Origin of the sequence: Afipia massiliensis (assembly GCF_001006325.2) — a bacterium.
GTDB classification, from domain to species: domain Bacteria; phylum Pseudomonadota; class Alphaproteobacteria; order Rhizobiales; family Xanthobacteraceae; genus Afipia; species Afipia massiliensis_A.
This window is the reverse complement of record NZ_LBIA02000001.1, coordinates 2393040-2408834: the sequence shown is the minus strand read 5'-3', so window position 1 is coordinate 2408834 and position 15795 is coordinate 2393040. Positions and strand designations below refer to the sequence as shown.

Sequence of the window (15795 nt, the reverse complement as noted above, 5' to 3'; positions counted from 1 at the left end):
GCTGCCTCCCGGTGGGGGGAGGTTTCCCGCCGCCGTGAATATGGGAGGTTCTGGACTTCGTCAAGAAACTTCGCCCGGCCCCGTTCACAAGGCTGGGATGCGGGGCCGGCGCGCACCTCTGGTTGAGGTCGTCCCGGCGAAGGCCGGGTACCGAACGGCCGGATGGACAGAGCACATGCCTGCTGCGAGTCTATCCCTCCCCTTGATGGGGAGGGTGCATAGGCGGCTTTTGGCCGCCGTTCTTATGATAGAACGCCGATGCTTTGCATCGGCTATGCCGCAGGGCAGCCGGGTGGGGTGAACTGCTGGAGCGTTCCGTGGCAAATGAGAATGCGCGCCGCCTTCGGAAGCGTCTCACGCCGCAGGAGGTCAAACTCTAGGTCAAGCTGCGGAGCTTGAAAACCATGGGTTTGCATATTCGCCGCCAGGCGCCGGTCGGCCGCTATATCGTCGATTTTGTCTGCTTCAGTCGAAAGATCATCATCGAGGCCGATGGGGGTCAACACAACCTCTCGCAACACGCAGAGCTAGATCGCATTCGCGACAATTTTCTGAGATCGCAGGGCTACCACATTATCCGTTTCTGGAATTCGGACATTGACGCCAATCTCGATGGCGTCATGGATGTCATTCTGTCGAAACTGGCGGCCCCCCACCCCGACCGGCTTGCGCCGGTCGACCCTCCCCACGAGGGGGAGGGATAAAACTATCCGCATGTGCGGCAACGCGCCGCTCTTAGAAGCCTCAAAGCCCCAGCACCTTCTCCGAGTCCGCGATCCAGCGCCGCACCGAGGCGTAACCGTCGAGGTGAAAGCCGCCTTCATGGGCGACGCGGGTATAGGCCAGCAGCGCCACGTCCGCGAGCGACAGCGCATCGCCGACCAGAAACCGCGTGTCGTGAAGCTGATGTTCCATCCGCGCCAGCGCGAAATAGCCGCGCTTGACCTTCTCGGGATCGAGCTCGCCCTGCGACTTGCCGAGGTAGAACATCTGGAAGCGGCAGACCGCGAGATAAGGCTCGTGGCTGTACTGCTCCCAGAACAGCCACTCGTCCATCTTTGCGCTGAGAAATGCCTCGGCGGGGATCAGGTCGGTGCCGCGCGCCAGATAGCGGATGATGGCGTTGGACTGCGCGAGCGTGCGCCCGTCGTCGAGCTCAAGCACGGGCACCTGCCCCGCTCCGTTGAGCTTGAGAAACTCCGCCGTGCGGCTTTCATTCTTCAGGGTATCGATCTCGACCCAGGTGTAGCGGCGCGAAAGCCTGTCGCACACCCATTTCACCTTCAGGCAATTGCCGGATTTCAGGTCGCCATAGATTTTCATGACCGCACCTTCCCGATGGCCGCCACTTTCATAAGGCGAGCAGCACAACAGGCGATGTGGCCGCTGTCAACGACAGCAGCCGCAGGAATTGCGCCAGAAACGATTGCCGATGACGGATCAATCAGAACCGGTAGCCGAGACCGCCGCGCACCGTGTTGATGCTGGTATCGATGGGGCCAACGAACTTGAGATACTCCCACTCACCGCGCATGAACAGGCCGCCGGCCAGCATCACATCGACCCCGAGACCCGCTGCATAACCGTAGATGAAGCGATTGCTCTGGCCTTCGGTCTGACTGACCGAGAAAGGAACGACAGTGTTTGGAGGAGCAATTTGCACCTGCGTGCCCGAAACGGTCGCGCTTTTGAAGACGTCGGCCCGGCCGAGCGAAACACCGCCGAACGCGTAGGGCAAGAAGGCGCCCCAGGCATATCCGGCGCGCGCGCGGATCGACCCCATGTCCTTGATCTTGAAACTTGACGACGCGGTATAATCCACGAAGTTGGTGGAACCTCCCGCATCGAAGAATCGCGATATCGTCCCTGAATCGCTACCGCCGAAATTGCCATGCATGTAACTGGCTTCAATGCCAAGCACGACGTCATCCCACTGCGAGTTGTAGCCGACGAAACCGCCAGCGCCATTGCCCCGCTGCGATTTCTTGCCCATGACCGGCCACTCGGAAACACGGCCGACGTTTTCGATCGCGGTGTTCACCAGAAGTTTGGCTACGATGTCCTGCGTCGTGCCGGCGAAGTTCATATCCGACGAACCGGTTCCGGCTTGCCCACCTACGTAGAAGCCCTGCCATCGCGGGATCACGCCGTCGTTAAAGCCTCCGCGCAGGATCGGGAGATCGGGAAGGTCCGCGGCCTGTGCGCCGTGCGCCGCCACAACCAGAGCCATCGCCAACACAGTCCGACGCATCACCAAACTCCGTCATAAACGCTTAACTACGTTCGATGATGCCGCGTTAACCTTAATCAATCGTTCCCACAGCGCGTGTAGCGCAAAAGAAAGCGGCGCGGAAAAATCCGCGCCGATGAAGTTTGTAAGAAGGCAAGACGAGAAGAGAGAAGAAATCCGATCAGCCCTTGCGCATGAGCGGCAGCATCGGCGGCGCGTAAACCGGAGCCGGATCGATCGCCCAGCGCACACCGAACTTCAGGTCATGCGACGTGATGTTCTTGAAGTGCATCGGGTTGTAGAGAGCATTTGTGCCGTCGTAGGCGTACATGTCGCCGGTGATGCCGTCACCCATATCGACGTAGCGATACGCCAGTTCCATGGTCAGGCTTGGATTGATCTTGTAGGCGAGACCGGCATGGACCGCCCAAGCGAAATTCCATTTCGTCGCAGTTGGACCGAATGCAACGCTGTTGTTCTGCACGCCCGTATCCGTGAAGCTCGAGATGGTGTTGGCAGAACCACCGATGCCGGCGCCGACGAACGGCGTGATGCACCACCAGGTGCCGAGATCGAAGTAGGCGTTGGCGAGAACCAGCCACTCGGACTTGCTGCCGGTGTAGGTGTTGGTGCTTGTGGGCACGCCGTTGGAGAATACGATGTCGGTGCCGTGGAAATTCGACTTGCCGCGATACTCACCGGTGACGTCCGCGCGGAACCAGTTGTTGAAGCGATAGCCGGCGCCGAGGCCGAAGATGCCGGCACTGTCAAAGCCGAGGCCGGTGTTCTGCACGGTCGTTCCAGGCGTGTAGTAGAGCGCGTTGTCGAGACGCTTGACCTGCTGATTGCTGAATCCGATATCGCCGCGCAGATACCAGCCGCCGAAGTCCTCGACCGGAGGCGGGACATACATGGGCGGCGGCGGCAGGTCGGCGGCGAGCGCGGCCGATGAAATCAATGACGCCGCTCCTGCGGCAATCAGGTTCTTGAGAGTACGCATTGGTCCGGTCCTTTCCCCGGTGAGGCAACACGGCCTCACACACAAAACTCACGAGCCGGACGATGCCACCAAATGCTTAAGCGCCACTTAACCCTAATTCTTAACCGTGATTTTTAAGCGGCCTTAAGCGAGACGGTAAACGTTTACACAACGCGCGCGGCATCGCGCCGCAAATCCTAACGATGTGTTGACTGGTAGGTCAGGAATCCTGACGCAAGATCACAGGATGGCGCTGGGCCGCTGCGATCGGACATGGTCACTATTTGCATTCGTCATTGCGAGGAGCACTCGCGACGAAGCAATCCAGAATCTGTGAAGACTGGATTGCTTCGCTTCGCTCGCAATGACGAGAAAAGACTCAGAGCTTGCGGTGCTTCATCTGTGGCAGGAAGATCGCGAGCAGGCCGATCGCCGGCAGGAATGCGCAGACCTGATAGACGAAGTTGATGTCCTTCCAGTCCGCGACCTGACCGAGCACTGCGGCGCCGATGCCGCCGAACCCGAACGCCATGCCGTAGAACAGTCCGGAGATCATGCCGAGACGATGCGGCATCAGCTCCTGCGCGTAGACGATGATCGCGGGTGTCGCCGACGAGATGATGAAGCCGATCACGATGCTCAGCACCGCATTCCAGTAGAGATCGACGTAAGGCAACGCGAGCGTGAACGGGAGCGCGCCGATGATCGAAAACCAGATCACGTACTTGCGGCCGAAGCGATCGCCCAGCGGGCCGCCGAAGAATACGCCGACCGCGCTCGCCCCCAGAAACAGGAACAGATAGATCTGCGACGCCTGTGTGCTGACGCCGAACTTCTGCATCAGGAAGAAGGTGTAGTAGCTGCCGATGCTCGCGGTGTAGAACGTCTTCGAGAACAGCAGCACCATCAGCACGGTGAGCGCGACCATGGTGCGCGTCGAAGACGGGCCGTCTTCCGGCAGGGACGTATGCGCGCCCTTGCGATGCGCGATGCGCGGCTGATACCAGCGCCCGATCTGCCACAGCACGACGATGGCGAGTGCGGCGACCAGCGAGAACCACGCGATGCTGCCCTGCCCGAACGGCACGATGATCAGCGCCGCCAGCACCGGGCCGATCGCCGTGCCGAGATTGCCGCCGACCTGAAACACCGATTGCGCCATGCCGACGCGGCCGCCCGATGCCATCCGCGCGATGCGTGAGGATTCCGGATGGAAGACCGCCGAGCCGGTGCCGACGAGGCCGGCCGCCAGCAGGATCACCCAGTAATGGTGCGCGACGCTGAGCAGGATCAGCCCGGCGAAGGTGAAGCCCATGCCGAGCGCGAGCGAGAACGGCTTCGGATACTTGTCGGTGTAAGCGCCGATCAGCGGCTGCAGCAGCGACGATGTGAACATGAAGGCCAGCGTGATCATGCCGATCTGGCCGAAGTCGAGCGCGTAGTTGTCCTTCAGGATCGGATAGACCGACGGGATCAGCGACTGCATCAGGTCGTTGAGAAGATGCGAGAAGCTGATGGCGCCGATGACCGCGAACGCAGGCGCGGCCGGAGCCGGCGTCGCCGGTGCATCCACGACGATGGGCGCAACGAGGGTATCTTCGGACAGGATAACGGGCTTGTTCACGGCAGTTTCCCGGCAAATTCAAAATCGAATGAACCACGAAATACAAATTCAGCGGCAATCCCACCAGTCGCGATTGACCATGGCTGATGTGCCGGATTGGCCGGACTCACTGGTTTTCGTCGTCCCCGCGAAAGCGGGGACCCATAACCACGAAGCCCGCCGTTGGGCCGCGTGGCTAACGTCTTTCCAGAACAACGCCGACAGGGAGTATGGGTCCCCGCTTTCGCGGGGACGACTGGAGCTTTTTACGCCGCGGCGGAGGCTGTCCCGAGAGCCGACACGATCATGTCGACGGCTTCCTCGACGAGGTCGCGGTTGTCGCCCTCGCCCATCACGCGGATGACCGGCTCGGTCCCGCTTGGACGGATCAGCAGGCGGCCGCTGCCGTTGAGGCGCTTCTCGGCATCAAGGATCGCGGATTTCACGCCCGGATTGTCGAGCGGCTTGCCGGTGCGGTAGCGCACGTTCTTGAGGATCTGCGGCATCGGCTCGAAGCGGTGGCAGACTTCCGAGACCGGACGGCCAAGGCGCTGCACCACGGCGAGAACCTGAAGCGCCGCGACGAAGCCGTCGCCGGTGGTCGCGAAGTCGGACATGATGATGTGACCCGACGGCTCGCCGCCGAGATTGTAGCCGCCCTTCTGCATCTGCTCGAGCACGTAGCGATCGCCAACCGGCGTGCGCAGCAGCTCGATGCCCTGCTCTTTCAGATAGCGTTCGAGGCCGAGATTGGACATCACGGTGGCGACGATGCCGGGCTTGGACAGCCGCCCGTCGTCCTTCCAGCTCTGCGCGATCACCGCGAGAAGCTGGTCGCCGTCGACCACATGGCCGCGCTCGTCGACGATGATGACGCGATCGGCGTCGCCATCGAGCGCGATGCCGATGTCGGCGCGCATCTCGCGCACCTTGCGCGACAGCGCTTCGGGCGAGGTCGATCCGCAATCCTTGTTGATGTTGAAGCCATCCGGCTCGACGCCGATGGAAATGACGTCCGCACCCAGCTCCCACAGCGCTTCCGGCACCACCTTGTAGGCCGCGCCATTGGCGCAATCGACCACGACGCGCAGACCGTCGAGGCTGAGATCGCGCGGCAGGGTGCGCTTGGCGAATTCGATGTAGCGGTCATGCACGCCGTCGATACGGCGGGCGCGGCCGAGACTGGCGCTCTGGGCGAGCCGCTTGTCGAGGTTCTCGTCCATCAACTGTTCGATCTGGGTTTCGACATCGTCGGACAGCTTGAATCCGGCGGGGCCGAACAGCTTGATGCCGTTGTCGTCGAACAGGTTATGCGACGCTGAAATCATCACGCCGAGATCGGCGCGCATCGACTTGGTCAGCATGGCGACGGCCGGCGTCGGCATCGGGCCGAGCAACAGCACGTCCATGCCCACCGAGGTGAAGCCCGCCACCATGGCGTTTTCGATCATGTAACCGGACAGGCGGGTGTCCTTGCCGATCACCACGCGATGACGATGGTCACCGCGCTGAAACACCAGCCCGGCAGCCTGCCCGACCTTGAGCGCCAGTTCAGGCGTGATCAGGCCATTGGCGCGGCCACGAATGCCGTCGGTCCCGAAATATTTGCGCACCATGAATTCCCCTGCTCCGCCGCGTCTCCGGCCAGGTCCCCGAAAAGCACCTGTTTGGCTCTAGTGTGGCGGTTCGCAAGTCCGCATTTCTTTGCAGCACGCACTGTTGCGGACTTGCGAACCAAAGCCACACTAGAATCCATAAATACCAGTGTCCTCTTGAATCCGAAGTTCGCTGCAGAAGACGCTGCCAAGTAAGGCGAACTTCGGATTCAAGGACACTGGCGAACGCCCCATTCTAGCGGAGAGCGAGTTATAATGCCTCTGCGGGCGGTAATCCTTCAAATAATATGATGAATCATTACCGCCGCCCGGAGCGGGCGGCGGCCATTATCTATTTGATATATAAAGACTTTATCTCGACTCCCCTACCTTGGCGGGGGCTCCCGGAGATTCATTCAGCCTTTCCGCTTGATGTTCTGATCGTGCCTGGACGGCGCCGGCTGGGTCACATTGACCGGGTCCGAGCCCGGGAATGATTCTTCCAGCCCCTCCTCAAGGGCGTCGTCGAGCTTCTTCTTTTCCGGGTCTTTCGGCTTGTTGTCGTTTTTCGGCTTGGTGTCGGCCTCGGCCATGTTGCGCTCCTGCATTTGGTACGCAGGATCAACGTCCGGGAACGGCCCATGTTCCGCCGCGAAACCCGAAGGCCGCCGGTCGCTCCGCGATCACGTCTCGGGATCGGGCTCGGCGTGCGGGTCCGGCTGGGTCAGCTTGACCGGGTCGGAGGCAGGAAAAGTCTCCCGCAGGGCTTCATCAAGCTCCTCGTCCAGCTTGCGCTTTTCGGCTTCCGCCTCTTTGGCGGACTTGGCTGATTTGGGACTGGAGGTTTTCTTGCTCATGAGCCTCTCCACGGCGCAGCGGCTATTTGCGTGCGCCTCAACCATGATAGATGATCGCCACAATAAGAAATTCAATGACGTGAGGATGCGTCCATGAAGAACATTACCTGCATCGAGGACCTGCGGCTGCTTCACAAGCGCCGCGTGCCGAAGCCCTTTTTCGACTACGTGGACGGCGGCTCCTATGCGGAAGAAACCCTGCGCGCCAATGTCAGCGACATGCAGAAGTACAAGTTTCGCCAGCGCATTCTCGTGGACGTCTCGAAGCGCGAGCTGACCACCACCATCCTCGGCGAGCCCGCCGCGATGCCGCTGATCCTGGCGCCGGTCGGCTCGACCGGCATGCAGTATGGCGACGGCGAGATTTACGCCTGCCGCGCCGCGCAGGCGCTCGGCATTCCCTACACCCTCTCGACCATGTCGATCTGCTCGATCGAGGACGTCGCGGCGAATGTCGACAAGCCGTTCTGGTTTCAGCTTTACGTCATGAAGGATCGCGGCTTCGCGAAATCACTCATTGAACGCGCCATCGCCGCGAAATGCAGCGCGCTGGTGCTGACCGTCGATCTGCAGGTGCTGGGGCAGCGTCACGCCGACGTCAAGAACGGCCTGTCGGTGCCGCCGAAACTGCTGACACTGAAGAACATCATCGACTTCGCCACCAAGCCGGGCTGGGTCTCGGGCATCCTGAAGGGCAAGAGCCGGAATTTCGGCAACATCGCCGGCCATGTCGCCGGGTCGCAGGATCTCGGCTCGGTTTCCGAATGGGTCGCCTCGCAGTTCGACACCACGCTGAACTGGAAGGACGTCGAATGGATCCGCAGCATCTGGCCGGGCAAACTCATCATCAAGGGCATCCTCGATGTCGCCGATGCGCGCGAAGCAGTGAAGACCGGTGCGGAAGCAATCGTCGTGTCGAACCACGGCGGCCGCCAGCTCGACGGCGCACCGTCATCGATCTCGGTGTTGCCGGAGATCGTGCAGGATGTCGGCTCGCAAACTGAAATCATGTTCGACGGCGGCATCCGCTCCGGTCAGGACGTGATGCGCGCGCTGGCGCTCGGCGCGAAGTCCTGCATGATCGGCCGCGCCTATATCTACGGCCTCGGTGCCGGAGGACAGGCCGGCGTAACCATGGCGCTCGACCTGATCGGCAAGGAGCTGAGCGTGACGATGGGCCTGTGCGGCGTCAATCGTATCGACGAAATCGATCGCCGCGTGCTGACGGATTACATGCAGACCAACGCGGTGAGCAGCCCGAGGAATTGACGTCATTGCGAGCGAAGCGAAGCAATCCAGAGCAACATATACAAAGACTGGATTGCTTCGTCGCTACGCTCCTCGCAATGACGACTCGCAACTGAGCCCACCCTACTGACAACTCCACGACGTGGTCACGTTGTCCTTGGCCATGGTCGCCGTGCAGGCCTTCTGCTGAATCTCATCGGAACCTTGCGCCTTCAGCTTCACGAAGCCCGCGAGTTCGCGAGGACTGCGGCGAAGCATCGATATCTCGGTCACCGTCATGTTCTTCGCGGCGAAGTCCACCTGCATGCGCTTCTTTACATCCTCGATCGCAGGCGGATTGAAACCCTGCGCGCCCTGATAAACGGTCCAGGCGCTGTAGAGCACGATCGCCAGCGCCGCGAGCACGATGAATTTTCCGGTTCTGTTCACATCAAGTCCTGTGTTGAAGCTTTAACAAATCTCGGGTCGTCCCCGCGCAGGCGGGGACCCATAACCCCTCAACTCTCGTGTTGCACCCAAAACGACGCGTTGCAACTTCCTGACAAAACATGGGAGCGCAGGGAGTATGGTTCCCCGCTTTCGCGGGGACGACATTGTGTTTGTTGAAAGCATCTACTTTAGCAAATCAGCCTCGACCAGCGCGCGCAGTTCCGGCGTCACCGTCGGCCGTTTCCCGAACCATAACTCGAATCCGCGCACAGCCTGATGCAGCAGCATGCCGAGGCCATCGGCGGTTTTCAGGCCCCGCGCCTTCGCGGCTTTCAGCAGATCGGTTTCCAGCGGAACATAAACCAGATCAGCAACAGTCGCACCCGCCGGAAGTGCACCGAGATCGATATCGAGCCGCGGCTGTCCCTTCATGCCGAGCGACGTGGTGTTCACCAGCAGCTTCGCGCGCGGCAACACTCCGGCAACCGCATCCCATGCCAGCGGCTGCACCTGTGCGCCGAACTGATCGGCCAGCAGCTGAGTGCGCGACGCGGTGCGGTTGGCAAGATGCACGCGCTTGATGCCGCGTTCGATCAATCCGAAAATCACCGCGCGTGACGATCCGCCCGCGCCCAGCACCAGCACGTCGTCCGCGCTGTCCCAGCCCGGCGCGCTGGCGTCGAGATTGCCGATAAAGCCTTCGACATCGGTGTTGGTCGAACACAGTTCACCGTCATTGAAATAGAGCGTGTTGGCCGCGCCCACCGCCCGCGCGCGCGCATCGGGCATCGACAAAGCGAGCGCCTGCTCCTTGTGCGGGATGGTGACGTTCGCACCTTTGTAGCCACGCGCCTTGAGACCGCCGATGAATTCCGCGAAGGCCGCCGGCTCCACCGCCTCGATGCGATAATCGCCGTCGATGCCGAACGACTTCAGCCAGTATTTATGGATCAGCGGCGAACGCGAATGCGCCGCCGGCCAGCCGATCAGACACGCGGCGGGGGTGGCGCTCATGAGGACGGACTCCGGTTGGATGATGGGTCAAATCACGCGGCACCCGCGGCTGTCAATGCGAACCGCTAGGGAGCGGCGGCATTCGCGCGCGCAACGAACGCCAGCCCCGCGCTCAGCATGAGCGCCAGAGCCGCACCGAACCAGATCGCATCGAGGCTGTAGAGCCGGTAGGCGAATGCGCCGAGCACGGACCCGACCACAAGCGAAGCCCACTGGAAGAAGCTCGGCAGCCATTCCCACCGCTTGCCGCCGCGTAGCGCCAGCGCCATGAGTTGGCCGACCCGCACCAGCGCGCCCGTAATGTAAGTCAGCCCGAGGCCGCCCGCACCGCCGGTGAAAAACACGGCATTCTCCAGCCCCATCGCGAAAACAATCAGCGCAATCGACAGCGCGGAAAAGCCGAAGCCATGAGACAGCGCCGCACCGACCAGCAACAGGCCTTCGGCAAGCAGCACCCATGTCTGCCGATACGAGGCCCGGCCCAGCACGATCAGGTTTCCCGCGCCCGCGCCGGCGACGAACAAGGCGATCAGCCCCACCGTTTCAAGCGCTTCACGCCAGTGCCCCTCCTGCAAGCTCACGCCGAGCCGTGTCGAGTTGCCGCTCATGAAGGAGACGAACAGCCCGCCGAGATGGATAAAGCCGATGGCATCGACAAATCCGGCGAGGCTGCTCAGCAGGCAAGCCAGTGCGATGTTCGCGCGTGAGTCCAGCATCGATGTCCCCCTGCGCCATTGTCGCCAACGATGCCGAGTCGGGGAAGTCCGCCCGCGTCAAAAAAAAGGCCCGCAAGGGCGGGCCTTTGTCGCAAGTGTTGGGGACAGGCCTACGCCGCCGCGCGATGAGCGGCAATGATCTGGTCCGCCGCGCGGCCGGTCACTTCGGACATGTGGTCGAACTGCCGGGTGAAGCCGCCCGCACCGGCCGTTGCGGAACGAACCTCCACGATCAGATCGCCGATCTCCGCTTCGGGCATCATCGCCCGCACCAGATCCCAGCCGGTCCACCCTTCGCGGGTGTCAAAGCCGAGAATCTGGCCCCGCCGTCCGGAGAGGATCGAGTTGATCTTCGCGGTTGCGTCGGTCGGGCAGACGATCTCGACCACATGGATCGGCTCGAGCAGCACCGGCGCGCATTGCGGCAAGGCTTCGGTGACGCCGATCCGCGCCGCAGTCCGGAACGCCTGATCGGACGAGTCGACACTGTGATAGGAGCCGTCCGTCAGCGTGACTTCCACATCGATCACCGGGAAGCCGAGCGGCCCGCGCGCAAGACCGTCGCCGGCGCCCTCCTCGACCGCGCCGATATAATTCTTCGGCACCGCGCCCCCGACGATCTTCTCGATGAACACAAAACCGCTGCCGCGCGGCAGCGGTTTGATGGCCAGCACCACATCGCCGAACTGGCCGTGGCCGCCGGATTGCTTTTTGTGACGCCCGCGCTGGGTGATCGTCTTGCGGATGGTCTCCTGATAACCCACCGGCGGCGCGTGCTGCTTCACGCTGACGCCGAAGCGGTCCTGCAACCGTTCGACCGCGACGCGCAGATGCATCTCGCCCTGCCCCCACAGCACCATCTGGTGGGTGAGCTGATTGTGGACCACGCTCAGCGACGGATCTTCCTCGACAAGGCGCGTCAGAGCCTGGCCGAGCTTGACGTCGTCCTTGCGATCCGTTGCTGCGAGCGCCGTCGCCAGCACGGGCGCGGTCGGCACAACGTCCACCAGCGCTTCAGGCACGGTCTTGCCCGTCGTCAGCGTATCGCCGGTCTTCACCGCATCCAGCTTGCCGAGCGAGACCGTTTCGCCCGCAGCGGCCGATGCACGCTTGGTGTCACTGCCGACATTCGGCGCAACAATTCCCGAAATGCGGCCAGCGCCGCCACCTGAGGACTGCACGGTGTCGCCGTCGGCGATATGACCGCGCAGGATCCGCGTCAGCGACAGCTTGCCGCCGTGCTGAAGATGCGTGGTCTTCATGACGTAGGCGAGCGCTGTGGTCTCGTTGGAGACGCCGAGCCGTTCCGCCGTTGCGGCGACATCGGGCGCTTCATGACGCAAGGCCTTCAGCAACCGCAGCACGCCGTTCTCGCGCGTCGCGCAGCCGAGCAGCACCGGGCATATCTGGCCTTCGCGCAATTCGCTGGCGAGATCGTCGAACACCTCATCGCGCGGCGGCGGGATGTCTTCCAGCAACTGTTCGAGCAGCCGGTCGTCGTGATCGGCGAGTTTCTCCAGCATCGTGAGCCTGGCTTCCTTTTCACGGTCGAGATCGCCAGCCTCAAGCTCGATCACCTCGGACGGCATGTGCTCGCGATAGACAAAGGCGCGCTCCAGCGCGAGATCGACGAAACCGGCGATGAGATCGCCCTTCCAGATCGGAATCTGCCGCAGCACCAGCGGCGTGCGTGACGCCGGCTGCAACGTCGCCAGCGTTTCGCGGATGCGCTTGTTCGCCTTGTCGATCTTGTTCAGAAACAGAAAGCGCGGAATGCCGAGGTCTTCCAGCTCGCGCATGATCAGCTGCAACTGCGGCAGCTTGCGCTCGTCGGCTTCGCACACGATGACGGCGGCGTCGACCGCCGGCAGCGCCGCGCGCATGTCGTGCGCGAATTCGACGGAGCCAGGACAATCGATAAAGGTGTAGCTGTCGCCCATGAAGGTCGTGGTCGCGGCAGTCAGACCGACGCTCATGCGATGGTGCCGCGCCTGCGGAGAGGAATCCCCGACGGTGTTGCATGCCTCGATGGTGCCTGCTTTGGGAATGGCCCCGGTTCGGGCCAGGATCGCTTCAAGTAACGTGGTCTTGCCACTCTGAAATGGGCCCACCAGCGCGATGCACCGGGGACCACGGGGACTTCTCAGGTTGTCTTGTCCCATTTGCCGTCTCCTGTCTGGAGCACGGCCCGCATCGAGCAAGTTCCGGCGAAGCATGTCCTTGGGCAAGCCCCATGGGTTTGACCCGAGGTGGAATCCGGTCGCCGCCGGAACACTCTTACTTCAATGTTGCGCGCATTCCGCTCGCGCCAAGCCCACTTCTGCGGAATGCGCTCACGCGGGTCGGCAGGGTGATCGTCTCAAGGCGCGGCGCGGTTGGCAAGCGGGAAACATGCCGCTGCGCAGCATCCTCCGATCACCTAAAGTTGCTGACCCGTTGCAGACATTATCGAAAACAAAAGGCCCGCCATGACGACGGGCCTTTGCAAAAATATTTCGTGCGGAAATCAGAAGCGGCCGGGACGCAGTTCCAGGCTCTGCACGCCTCCCGCCACACTCAATCCGGTCTGGCCCTGCACGCTGAGCGGCTGCAAGGCGAACGAGTTCTGCGAGCCGCCGATCATGGCGTTGGCGCCGAGTCCGACGCCGACGGCGGCGCTGGCGTTCACGCCGGCGTAATTACCGGCCAGGTCACCCGAGCCGAGTTGCACGGTGGGCGCGAACACGGCCCATGACAATGCCGTCTCGGTGGTGATGCCGAGATCGACGCCGATCTTGGTGATGCGCGCGGTGTAGAGATCATCCGGACGGCCCTGCGAACGGAAGACGCAGCCGAGATTGGTGACCGAGCCGACGATCATGCCGACATTCGGACCGCCGCGGCACTCCAGCACGCCGACCTGGGTGCGTCCTGACTGCGCATGAGCAAGAACAGCCGTCGCAATCAGGGCTGTCGAGGCAACGGTCAGGAAAGTCGAAAGGCGGCGCATGAGATATCTCCGGCTGAATGGCGCAAACAGAACTGATGATGTGAAAAGTCGCCGCATCTAGTCATACCATCGGCCAATGTTCAATTGCCGCCCGTCGACAGCACTTAAAGAGTCACAAAAAAGGCCCGCATCAGCGGGCCTTTTTCATTCCGTTTTGTTAACTCAACCGCGATGGCGACGCTTCTTCTTGTAGGCGACCGGCTCGAGGTCGAGGCCGACGACGCCGCCCGTCACGTTCACGCCGGTCTGGCCCTGCAGGCTGAGCGGCTGAAGCGCGAAGGAATTCTGCGAACCACCCCACAGCAGGTTGCCGCCGCCTCCGACGCCGAACGAGACGTTGCCGCCCACGCCACCATAGTTACCAGCGAGGTCGCCGGGGCCAACGCGCCGGGTTGGCGCATGCACGGCCCAGGCAAGGCCGGTGTTCGCGGTGACGCCGAGATCGATGCCGAAGCGGCTGACATGCGCCAGATAAGGCTCCGGCCGGCGGCCTTCGCTGCGGAAGACGCATTCAAGCGTGGTCGCGGATGTGATCACCATGCCGACGTTCTGGCCGCCGCTGCATTCGAGCACGCCGACGCGCACGCCCTGCTGCTGCTGTGCATTCGCCGTAGCGACCGAGGCGACGAGTGCCGCGACCGCGACACCGAGGAGGGATGAAAGACGCATGAATTAGAACTCCAGATTGCAAGTTTGATTGGCGGCCGGACAAAAGGGAAGCGCCGTGTCAAAAACATGGCGCTTCCCTTATTTGATATCAAACTGCCGACATTGTTTCGGCAGTGTTGCTTTTGTGGTGCTGCGTTATCGCAAATTGCCGCAGAAGCGCTGGATGCGCTTGCAGGCTTCCTCGAGATCCGAGGTTTTCGTCGCGTAGGAGATGCGAAACGCCGGGCCGAGGCCGAATGCGGACCCCTGCACCACCGCGACGCCTTCAGTCTCCAGAAGCTCGGTCACGAAATCTTCATCGGTCGCGAGCTTTTTGCCCGACGGCGCGGTCTTGCCCATGGTGCCCGCGCACGACGGATAGACATAGAACGCACCTTCCGGCCGCGGGCATGAGATGCCGGTCGCCTGATTCAGCATGGCGACGACCAGATCGCGGCGCTCCTTAAACACCTTGTTGTTCGCCGGAATGAACTCCTGCGTCCCGTTGAGCGCCTCGACCGCAGCCCACTGCGAAATCGACGACGGGTTCGAGGTCGACTGCGACTGGATGGTCGCCATCGCCGAGATCAGCGGCTGCGGGCCGCCCGCATAGCCGATGCGCCAGCCGGTCATGCAATAGGCTTTCGACACGCCGTTCACCGTCAGCGTGCGGTCGAACAGTTGCGGCTCGACCTGCGCCGGCGTGGTGAACTCGAAGTCGTCGTAGACGAGATGTTCGTACATGTCGTCGGTCATCACCCAGACATGCGGATGCTTCAGCAGCACGTCGGTGAGCGCCTTCAACTCCGCGCGCTTATAGGCGGAGCCGGTCGGGTTCGACGGCGAGCACAGGATGATCCACTTGGTCTTCGGCGTGATCGCAGCTTCCAGCGCGGCGGGCTGCAGCTTGAAACCGAACTCCGCGGTGCAGACCACAGGCACGGACACGCCGCCGGCCAGCGCCACCATTTCCGGATAGCTCACCCAGTACGGCGCCGGGATGATGACCTCGTCGCCCTGATTGAGCGTCGCCATCAGCGCGTTGTACAGCACCTGCTTGCCGCCGGTGCCGACCGTGATCTGGTTCGGCTTGTAGGTCAGGCCATTCTCGCGCTGAAACTTGGCGATGATCGCCTCTTTCAGTTCGGGAATGCCGTCCACCGCGGTGTACTTGGTCTTGCCGGCTTCGATGGCGTGGATCGCCGCCAGCTTGATGTTGGCGGGCGTGTCGAAATCCGGCTCGCCGGCGCCGAGGCCGATGACATTGCGGCCCGCGGCTTTGAGCTGACGTGCTTTATCCGTGACCGCGATGGTCGCGGACGGCTTCACACGGTCAAGCGCAGCGGACAGAAACGGCATCATATTCTCCTAAAGGATGCTGAAGGGTCGCGAAGGCCCGGATTCGCGGATTTAGCGGGGCGGGGCACCCTAAAACGGGCGACGCTGCATCGCAAGAAACTTTGCCGGAAACACACGAAATTGCACGC

The 15795-nt window shown here is 62.2% G+C and carries 16 protein-coding genes; 2 read left to right on the top strand and 14 right to left on the bottom strand.

Annotated elements, in window-relative coordinates; translation table 11 throughout:
* The first annotated feature begins 404 nt into the window (after window positions 1-404).
* A complete protein-coding gene (locus YH63_RS11500) occupies window positions 405-704 on the top strand; it encodes an endonuclease domain-containing protein (RefSeq protein WP_083992577.1) in 300 nt (99 codons plus the stop codon).
* A 40-nt stretch (window positions 705-744) separates the two neighbouring features.
* On the opposite strand, the gene YH63_RS11495 is transcribed toward YH63_RS11500, so the two are convergent.
* The 7 genes from YH63_RS11495 to YH63_RS21630 all read right to left on the bottom strand — a co-directional run bounded on the left by YH63_RS11495 (window position 745) and on the right by YH63_RS21630 (window position 7264).
* Window positions 745-1323, bottom strand: a complete 579-nt coding sequence (locus YH63_RS11495) for a glutathione S-transferase family protein (protein WP_046827485.1) — start codon at window positions 1321-1323, stop codon at window positions 745-747.
* 121 nt (window positions 1324-1444) lie between these two features.
* On the bottom strand, window positions 1445-2251 hold the full coding sequence (locus YH63_RS11490; protein ID WP_046827486.1) for an outer membrane protein: 807 nt from the start codon (window positions 2249-2251) through the stop codon (window positions 1445-1447).
* 160 nt (window positions 2252-2411) lie between these two features.
* The gene (locus tag YH63_RS11485) at window positions 2412-3230 is read right to left on the bottom strand and encodes an outer membrane protein (protein ID WP_046827487.1); all 819 of its coding nucleotides are present in this window, start codon (window positions 3228-3230) and stop codon (window positions 2412-2414) included.
* Window positions 3231-3588: 358 nt separating this feature from the next.
* A complete protein-coding gene (locus tag YH63_RS11480; protein WP_046827488.1) occupies window positions 3589-4833 on the bottom strand; it encodes an MFS transporter in 1245 nt (414 codons plus the stop codon).
* Between the two features lie 245 nt (window positions 4834-5078).
* Entirely contained in the window at window positions 5079-6428 is a 1350-nt protein-coding gene (glmM, locus tag YH63_RS11475; protein WP_046827489.1) for a phosphoglucosamine mutase, read from the bottom strand.
* A 395-nt stretch (window positions 6429-6823) separates the two neighbouring features.
* Entirely contained in the window at window positions 6824-7000 is a 177-nt protein-coding gene (locus YH63_RS21635; protein ID WP_170978686.1) for a hypothetical protein, read from the bottom strand.
* Between the two features lie 90 nt (window positions 7001-7090).
* The gene (locus YH63_RS21630; protein WP_170978685.1) at window positions 7091-7264 is read right to left on the bottom strand and encodes a hypothetical protein; all 174 of its coding nucleotides are present in this window, start codon (window positions 7262-7264) and stop codon (window positions 7091-7093) included.
* A 93-nt stretch (window positions 7265-7357) separates the two neighbouring features.
* Between YH63_RS21630 and YH63_RS11470 the strand changes: the two genes are divergently transcribed.
* Window positions 7358-8533 (top strand): alpha-hydroxy acid oxidase, encoded by a 1176-nt coding sequence (locus YH63_RS11470; RefSeq protein WP_046827492.1) that lies wholly within the window; start codon window positions 7358-7360, stop codon window positions 8531-8533.
* A 102-nt stretch (window positions 8534-8635) separates the two neighbouring features.
* Here the strand turns inward: YH63_RS11470 and YH63_RS11465 are convergent, their stop codons facing one another.
* The 7 genes from YH63_RS11465 to YH63_RS11435 all read right to left on the bottom strand — a co-directional run bounded on the left by YH63_RS11465 (window position 8636) and on the right by YH63_RS11435 (window position 15667).
* Complete coding sequence (locus YH63_RS11465) at window positions 8636-8941, bottom strand: hypothetical protein (protein ID WP_046827493.1); 306 nt, start codon at window positions 8939-8941, stop codon at window positions 8636-8638.
* Window positions 8942-9124: 183 nt separating this feature from the next.
* On the bottom strand, window positions 9125-9955 hold the full coding sequence (locus YH63_RS11460; RefSeq protein WP_046827494.1) for a shikimate dehydrogenase: 831 nt from the start codon (window positions 9953-9955) through the stop codon (window positions 9125-9127).
* A gap of 65 nt (window positions 9956-10020) precedes the next feature.
* A complete protein-coding gene (locus YH63_RS11455) occupies window positions 10021-10671 on the bottom strand; it encodes a YoaK family protein (protein ID WP_046827495.1) in 651 nt (216 codons plus the stop codon).
* 110 nt (window positions 10672-10781) lie between these two features.
* Window positions 10782-12833, bottom strand: a complete 2052-nt coding sequence (locus YH63_RS11450; RefSeq protein ID WP_046827496.1) for an elongation factor G — start codon at window positions 12831-12833, stop codon at window positions 10782-10784.
* Window positions 12834-13177: 344 nt separating this feature from the next.
* On the bottom strand, window positions 13178-13660 hold the full coding sequence (locus YH63_RS11445; RefSeq protein WP_046827497.1) for a DUF992 domain-containing protein: 483 nt from the start codon (window positions 13658-13660) through the stop codon (window positions 13178-13180).
* 162 nt (window positions 13661-13822) lie between these two features.
* A complete protein-coding gene (locus tag YH63_RS11440) occupies window positions 13823-14329 on the bottom strand; it encodes a DUF992 domain-containing protein (RefSeq protein ID WP_046827498.1) in 507 nt (168 codons plus the stop codon).
* A 135-nt stretch (window positions 14330-14464) separates the two neighbouring features.
* Window positions 14465-15667 carry a pyridoxal phosphate-dependent aminotransferase gene (locus YH63_RS11435; RefSeq protein ID WP_046829578.1) on the bottom strand — a complete coding sequence of 401 codons (1203 nt, stop codon included), beginning with the start codon at window positions 15665-15667 and terminating at the stop codon, window positions 14465-14467.
* Between the last annotated feature and the right edge of the window lie 128 nt (window positions 15668-15795).

What these genes read in the sequence shown, in the direction of transcription:
- YH63_RS11500 (WP_083992577.1), top strand. Translation starts at nt 405, where the DNA reads ATGGGTTTGCATATTCGCCGCCAGGCGCCGGTCGGCCGCTATATCGTC.
- YH63_RS11495 (WP_046827485.1), bottom strand. Translation starts at nt 1,323, where the DNA reads ATGAAAATCTATGGCGACCTGAAATCCGGCAATTGCCTGAAGGTGAAA.
- YH63_RS11490 (WP_046827486.1), bottom strand. Translation starts at nt 2,251, where the DNA reads ATGCGTCGGACTGTGTTGGCGATGGCTCTGGTTGTGGCGGCGCACGGC.
- YH63_RS11485 (WP_046827487.1), bottom strand. Translation starts at nt 3,230, where the DNA reads ATGCGTACTCTCAAGAACCTGATTGCCGCAGGAGCGGCGTCATTGATT.
- glmM (WP_046827489.1), bottom strand. Translation starts at nt 6,428, where the DNA reads ATGGTGCGCAAATATTTCGGGACCGACGGCATTCGTGGCCGCGCCAAT.
- YH63_RS21635 (WP_170978686.1), bottom strand. Translation starts at nt 7,000, where the DNA reads ATGGCCGAGGCCGACACCAAGCCGAAAAACGACAACAAGCCGAAAGAC.
- YH63_RS21630 (WP_170978685.1), bottom strand. Translation starts at nt 7,264, where the DNA reads ATGAGCAAGAAAACCTCCAGTCCCAAATCAGCCAAGTCCGCCAAAGAG.
- YH63_RS11470 (WP_046827492.1), top strand. Translation starts at nt 7,358, where the DNA reads ATGAAGAACATTACCTGCATCGAGGACCTGCGGCTGCTTCACAAGCGC.
- YH63_RS11460 (WP_046827494.1), bottom strand. Translation starts at nt 9,955, where the DNA reads ATGAGCGCCACCCCCGCCGCGTGTCTGATCGGCTGGCCGGCGGCGCAT.
- YH63_RS11455 (WP_046827495.1), bottom strand. Translation starts at nt 10,671, where the DNA reads ATGCTGGACTCACGCGCGAACATCGCACTGGCTTGCCTGCTGAGCAGC.
- YH63_RS11450 (WP_046827496.1), bottom strand. Translation starts at nt 12,833, where the DNA reads ATGGGACAAGACAACCTGAGAAGTCCCCGTGGTCCCCGGTGCATCGCG.
- YH63_RS11445 (WP_046827497.1), bottom strand. Translation starts at nt 13,660, where the DNA reads ATGCGCCGCCTTTCGACTTTCCTGACCGTTGCCTCGACAGCCCTGATT.
- YH63_RS11440 (WP_046827498.1), bottom strand. Translation starts at nt 14,329, where the DNA reads ATGCGTCTTTCATCCCTCCTCGGTGTCGCGGTCGCGGCACTCGTCGCC.
- YH63_RS11435 (WP_046829578.1), bottom strand. Translation starts at nt 15,667, where the DNA reads ATGCCGTTTCTGTCCGCTGCGCTTGACCGTGTGAAGCCGTCCGCGACC.